Source organism: Helicobacter turcicus (genome assembly GCF_019711685.1).
Lineage (GTDB): Bacteria > Campylobacterota > Campylobacteria > Campylobacterales > Helicobacteraceae > Helicobacter_D > Helicobacter_D turcicus.
In genome coordinates, this window is record NZ_JAIGYQ010000019.1 from 1 (window position 1) to 6,278 (window position 6,278).

Annotated in this window: 2 tRNA genes and 3 rRNA genes; all 5 read right to left on the minus strand. The window is 42.9% G+C overall.

Annotated elements, in window-relative coordinates:
- Positions 1-270: 270 nt before the first annotated feature.
- A 5S ribosomal RNA gene (gene rrf / locus K4G57_RS08785) occupies positions 271-386 on the minus strand.
- Positions 387-485: 99 nt separating this feature from the next.
- Positions 486-3,368 (minus strand): 23S ribosomal RNA (locus K4G57_RS08790).
- Between the two features lie 413 nt (positions 3,369-3,781).
- Positions 3,782-3,857, minus strand: a tRNA-Ala gene (locus K4G57_RS08795).
- A gap of 173 nt (positions 3,858-4,030) precedes the next feature.
- Positions 4,031-4,107 (minus strand) — tRNA-Ile (locus K4G57_RS08800).
- 86 nt (positions 4,108-4,193) lie between these two features.
- A 16S ribosomal RNA gene (locus tag K4G57_RS08805) occupies positions 4,194-5,691 on the minus strand.
- The 16S, 23S and 5S rRNA genes sit together here with 2 tRNA genes alongside, the layout of an rRNA operon.
- Between the last annotated feature and the right edge of the window lie 587 nt (positions 5,692-6,278).

The window sequence follows — 6,278 nt, forward strand, 5'->3', positions numbered from 1 at the left end:
TTCTAAAAGTTCTTTTGTTTGCATCGTTTTACCTTTAGTTAATACTTTGCTTTTTAAGAAGTAAAAACAAGGCTTTGACTTTATAAAGTAAGAATCTTTCATTAAGAGCCTTAAAGATTCTAGTTATCCCAATCTTTAGAATATACATTAAAGATTCCATTTTTTAAGGGCATAAGGAAGAGCTAATGACAATAACAAAGTTTGCAATACAAATTTTCATTTAAAAAGATTCTTAATAAAAGCAGTCAATCCAACACTATTACACTCTCATCTCCGCACCGTCCTACTTTACCACTCCTGAAAGGAGCAGTATCATCAGCGAAGAAGAGCTTAACTTCTAGGTTCGGAATGGAACTAGGTGGAACCTCTCCTCTATTAGCACGAAGATGACAATGTAATCTTACAATACAAACCTATATAATCTACAATCTCATATTTTTGATTGCTCTTAATGGTATTACACTCATTAAGGCAGTGGGTCTTTATCAATTAAGCCAAACGGTCTATTAGTAGTAGTCAGCTAAACATATTACTATGCTTACACCCCTACCCTATCAAGCAGGTAGTCTTCCTGCGACCTTCAGGGAAAGTTCATCTTGGAGTTGGCTTCACGCTTAGATGCTTTCAGCGTTTATCACATCCATACATAGCTACGCTGCGATGCCCATAGCAGGACAACAGCTACACCAGTGGTATGTCCATCCCGGTCCTCTCGTACTAGGGACAGATCTCCTCAACTTTCCTACGCCCACGGCAGATAGGGACCGAACTGTCTCACGACGTTCTGAACCCAGCTCGCGTACCGCTTTAAATGGCGAACAGCCATACCCTTGGGACCTGCTCCAGCCCCAGGATGCGATGAGCCGACATCGAGGTGCCAAACCTCCCCGTCGATGTGAGCTCTTGGGGGAGATCAGCCTGTTATCCCCGGGGTACCTTTTATCCTTTGAGCGATGACCCTTCCACACAGAATCACCGGATCACTATGACCGACTTTCGTCTCTGCTTGACTTGTTTGTCTTACAGTCAGGCTGGCTTATGCCATTACACTCTACAAATGATTTCCAACCATTTTGAGCCAACCTTTGCAAGCCTCCGTTACTTTTTAGGAGGCGACCGCCCCAGTCAAACTACCCACCAGGCATTGTCCTACTTGAGGATAACTCAAGCTAGTTAGCAGACAGAAACATTAAGGGTGGTATCTCAACGATGGCTCCATCTCTACCGGAGTAAAGATTTCAAAGCCTCCCACCTATGCTGCGCATAATGCTCCCATCGGCAGTGCCAAGCTGTAGTAAAGGTCCACGGGGTCTTTCCGTCTTGCCGCGGGTAGGAGGAATTTTCACCTCCACTACAATTTCACTGAATCACTCTTTGAGACAGCTCCCATCTCGTTACGCCATTCATGCAGGTCGGTATTTAACCGACAAGGAATTTCGCTACCTTAGGACCGTTATAGTTACGGCCGCCGTTTACTCGGGCTTCAATTCAAAGCTTCACCTTGCGGCTGACTAATCCTCTTAACCTTCGAGCACCGGGCAGGCGTCACACCTTATACTTCCTCTTACGAGTTGGCAAAGTGCTGTGTTTTTGGTAAACAGTCGGGAGGGACTCTTTGCTGAGACCACTTTCGTGGCACACCTTATCGCGAACTTACGGTGTTAGTTTGCAGAGTTCCTTAAAGAGAGTTCTTTCACGCGCCTTAGAATACTCATCTCATCTACCTGTGTCGGTTTGCGGTACGGGCAACATTAGCTAAACTTAGAGGCTTTTCTTGGCACGACGATCTTAATGATTCTCCTATCCGTCCGAAGACTTCAAAGAGCCTGTTGGGTTTGGGAAAGGGAAGCGGATTTACCAATCTTCTTACTTGCACCCTTCGACTGAGACTTCTATCACTCAGCTCATCTTGACCCTATGCGTCCCCCCATCGCACACTAATGTTGGTATAGGAATATTAACCTATTTTCCATCGACTACCCATTTCTGACTTGTCTTAGGACCCGACTAACCCTACGATGACGAGCATAGCGTAGGAAACCTTAGATTTTCGGCGAAGTGGATTCTCACCACTTTTATCGCTACTCATTCCTGCATGCTCACTTCACATCGCTCCACCACTCCTTACCGGTATGGCTTCAATGCTGATATGAACGCTCTTCTACCACTGTGCATCAGCACAATCTACAACTTCGGTGTCTATCTTAGCCCCGTTATATTTTCTGCGCAAAATCACTAGACCAGTGAGCTGTTACGCTATCTTTAAAGGATGGCTGCTTCTAAGCCAACCTCCTGGTTGTCTGAGTAACTTCACATCATTTTCCACTTAGAATAGAACTTTGGGACCTTAGTTGGTAGTCTGGGTTGTTCCCCTTTAGACGATTGATTTTATCACCCACCGCCTGACTCCCAAGATACGGCAATAGGTATTCGTAGTTTGACAGGGGTTGGTACCGCGGTGAGCAGCCCTAGCCCAATCAGAGCTCTACCCCCTATTGCTATCACTTGAGGCTATACCTAAATATATTTCGAAGAGAACCAGCTATCACTGAGTTTGATTGGCCTTTCACCCCTATCCACAGCTCATCCCAACCCGTTTCAATGGGTACGAGTTCAGTCCTCCGGTGGGTGTTACCCCACTTTCAACTTGGCCATGGATAGATCACTCAGCTTCGGGTCTGCAGCATCTGACTAAACGCCCTATTAAGACTCGCTTTCGCTACGGCTTCACATTAGTTTAACCTTGCCAGATACCACAACTCGCAGGATCATTATGCAAAAGGCAGTCCATCACCCTGATAAATCATAGGGCTCTGAATGATTGTAGGCAAATGGTTTCAGGTTCTATTTCACTCCGCTCACTGCGGTTCTTTTCACCTTTCCCTCACGGTACTGGTTCGCTATCGGTGTAGTAGTAGTATTTAGGGTTGGAGAGTGGTCTCCCCTGCTTCAGCCCGGATTTCTCGTGTCCTGACCTACTCTGGATCCTGCTACCTAAAAATACATTTTCATATACGGGACTATCACCCTCTGTGGCTATCCTTTCCAGAATGTTCTATTAATGTATTTTAGTGGATATTGCAGTCCTCAACCCCAGTAGCAAGCTACTGGTTTGCCCTATTCCCCTTTCGCTCGCCGCTACTAAGAGAATCTCTATTGATTTCTTTTCCTCTAGTTACTGAGATGTTTCACTTCACTAGGTTCGCTCCATTTAAGGTAATACATATTTCTATGTATTGGGTTGCCCCATTCGGAAATCTATGGATCAAAGCATCTTGACAGCTCCCCATAGCTTATCGCAGTCTAGTGCGTCCTTCATCGCCTCTACTACCCAAGGCATCCACCATTTGCCCTTCACAAGCTTAACTGACTTTATATTCTAACGCCACTGCCTTAATGAATGCAATGCAAACATTAGACAATCTTTTGGTTATATGCGTGATTGTAGTTATTTACTTATATAGGCTTGAACAATGTGTTGTTAAATAACATTTAGAATCTCTTTAATAAAGATTCTAATGTAAATGCTTTAGTTGTATCTCCTTATTCTTTCAAGGAATAAAACAACTAAAAACAATAAGAGAAATGCATACTCTTTTGTTTTTTAAAGAAACACTTACATTAAAACCATTATTACAGAAAGATTGTCTATAAATTCTTTTTTATCCAATCTTGCCTTGCAACTCTTTTTTACTCTAAAATTCCTATGATCTGTATGCGTTACAAATCTTGCTTTTCTAATCTTAAAAGCATTTGCTTAGATTGTATTGTAATACCATTTTGGTGGAGAATAGCGGGATCGAACCGCTGACCTCCTGCGTGCAAAGCAGGCGCTCTCCCAGCTGAGCTAATTCCCCTTAAACAATGAAACATAGAATCTAATTTCTATCTTCAATTATTTGAAGTTTTAAACGCAATTATTTTTTAATTATTTTGAAAGTTGTTGAAAAGTTTTTGAATAGAATTACCTAATAGGTAATGACCAAAAAACTTTGAAAACTCTTTCTAAAGAATAAAAAAGAATTGTGTTTGGTGGGCTTAGGAGGACTTGAACCTCCGACCTCACCCTTATCAGGGGTGCGCTCTAACCACCTGAGCTATAAGCCCCTACTTAAAGCCTTATGATCTCTGAAAACTAAGCAGGATAAAGAACAATTTTAACTAAATAAACGTATATTTAGTTATTTCTCTTGAAAGGAGGTGATCCAACCGCAGGTTCACCTACGGTTACCTTGTTACGACTTCACCCCAGTCGCTGCATCCGCCGTGGGCGGTAGCCAGTTTGGCATTCCGACTTAAGGCGAATACAACTCCCATGGTGTGACGGGCGGTGAGTACAAGACCCGGGAACGTATTCACCGCAACATGGCTGATTTGCGATTACTAGCGATTCCAGCTTCATGTAGTCGAGTTGCAGACTACAATCCGAACTGAGATATGTTTTATAGATTTGCTCCACCTCGCGGTATTGCGTCTCTTTGTGCATACCATTGTAGCACGTGTGTAGCCCTAGGCGTAAGGGCCATGATGACTTGACGTCATCCTCACCTTCCTCCTCCTTGCGAAGGCAGTCTCCTTAGAGTGCTCTACTAAATAGTTAGCAACTAAGGACGAGGGTTGCGCTCGTTGCGGGACTTAACCCAACATCTCACGACACGAGCTGACGACAGCCGTGCAGCACCTGTTTTCAAGCTCCACAAAAGTGGCACTCCGCTATCTCTAGCAGATTCTATCAATGTCAAGCCTAGGTAAGGTTCTTCGCGTATCTTCGAATTAAACCACATGCTCCACCGCTTGTGCGGGTCCCCGTCTATTCCTTTGAGTTTTAATCTTGCGACCGTACTCCCCAGGCGGAATGCTTAATGCGTTAGCTGCATTACTGCAGAGACAAGCTCCACAACAACTAGCATTCATCGTTTAGGGCGTGGACTACCAGGGTATCTAATCCTGTTTGCTCCCCACGCTTTCGCGCATCAGCGTCAGTAATGTTCTAGCAGGTCGCCTTCGCAATGAGTATTCCTCTTGATCTCTACGGATTTTACCCCTACACCAAGAATTCCACCTACCTCTCCCATACTCTAGAATAGCAGTTTCAAATGCAGTTCTATGGTTAAGCCATAGGATTTCACATCTGACTTGCTACTCCGCCTACGCGCTCTTTACGCCCAGTGATTCCGAGTAACGCTTGCACCCTCCGTATTACCGCGGCTGCTGGCACGGAGTTAGCCGGTGCTTATTCGTTAGATACCGTCATTATCTTCTCTAACAAAAGGAGTTTACAATCCGAAAACCTTCATCCTCCACGCGGCGTTGCTGCTTCAGGGTTTCCCCCATTGAGCAATATTCCCTACTGCTGCCTCCCGTAGGAGTCTGGACCGTGTCTCAGTTCCAGTGTGTCCGTTCACCCTCTCAGGCCGGATACCCGTCATAGCCTTGGTGAGCCATTACCTCACCAACAAGCTGATAGGACATAGACCAATCCTTTAGCGAAATTCTTTCCCCCGTAGGGAGTATCTAGTATTAATCACCGTTTCCAGTGGCTATCCCAGACTAAAGGGCATGTTATCTATGCATTACTCACCCGTGCGCCACTAATCCACTTTTAGCAAGCTAAAAGCTTCATCGTTCGACTTGCATGTATTAGGCACGCCGCCAGCGTTCACTCTGAGCCAGGATCAAACTCTCCATAAAAGTGGGGAGTTTGACAAACTAAAATAATAGTAAGCAAACTCTCCATAATGCTTTATTTAAATTTCTTAAGTTTAGCGGTAAATGTTTGCGTTTAAAAATCTTATGTGATAGCCTTTAAGGCTAATCTCTATGATTTTTCTTTCCTAATAAACATTTCTCCTCTAAAACATATCCATTTAATTAGGTTAAGTTTGTCCTAAAATCTCAAAATCTCTGTTTAGACTTTTGTTTTACAAGTGTATGTAATTCTCTGCTTAAATATTTCTCCAAAGAGTTAAGAGAGAATCTTATTACAATATAAAACTACAAAGTAATAAATGAGTTATGTTGTTAAGATTTAGAAAATAATTTTAAGAAGTTATTGTTCTTTATTATTTCCTGCTTAGTTGTCAAAGATCATTTAACTTTAATTGATGTTATTACATACATAAAGTTAAAGAACATTTTTACATTAAATAAAAGCCTTTAAAAAGAAACAAAAAGCGTTAAACGCAAATGCTAATTTAAGGGATTTAAAATTTAGTGCAAAAAAGGAAGTGGAATTATATCTAGATAAGCTTAAGGGTAGATTAAATAGGGGGGTGTTA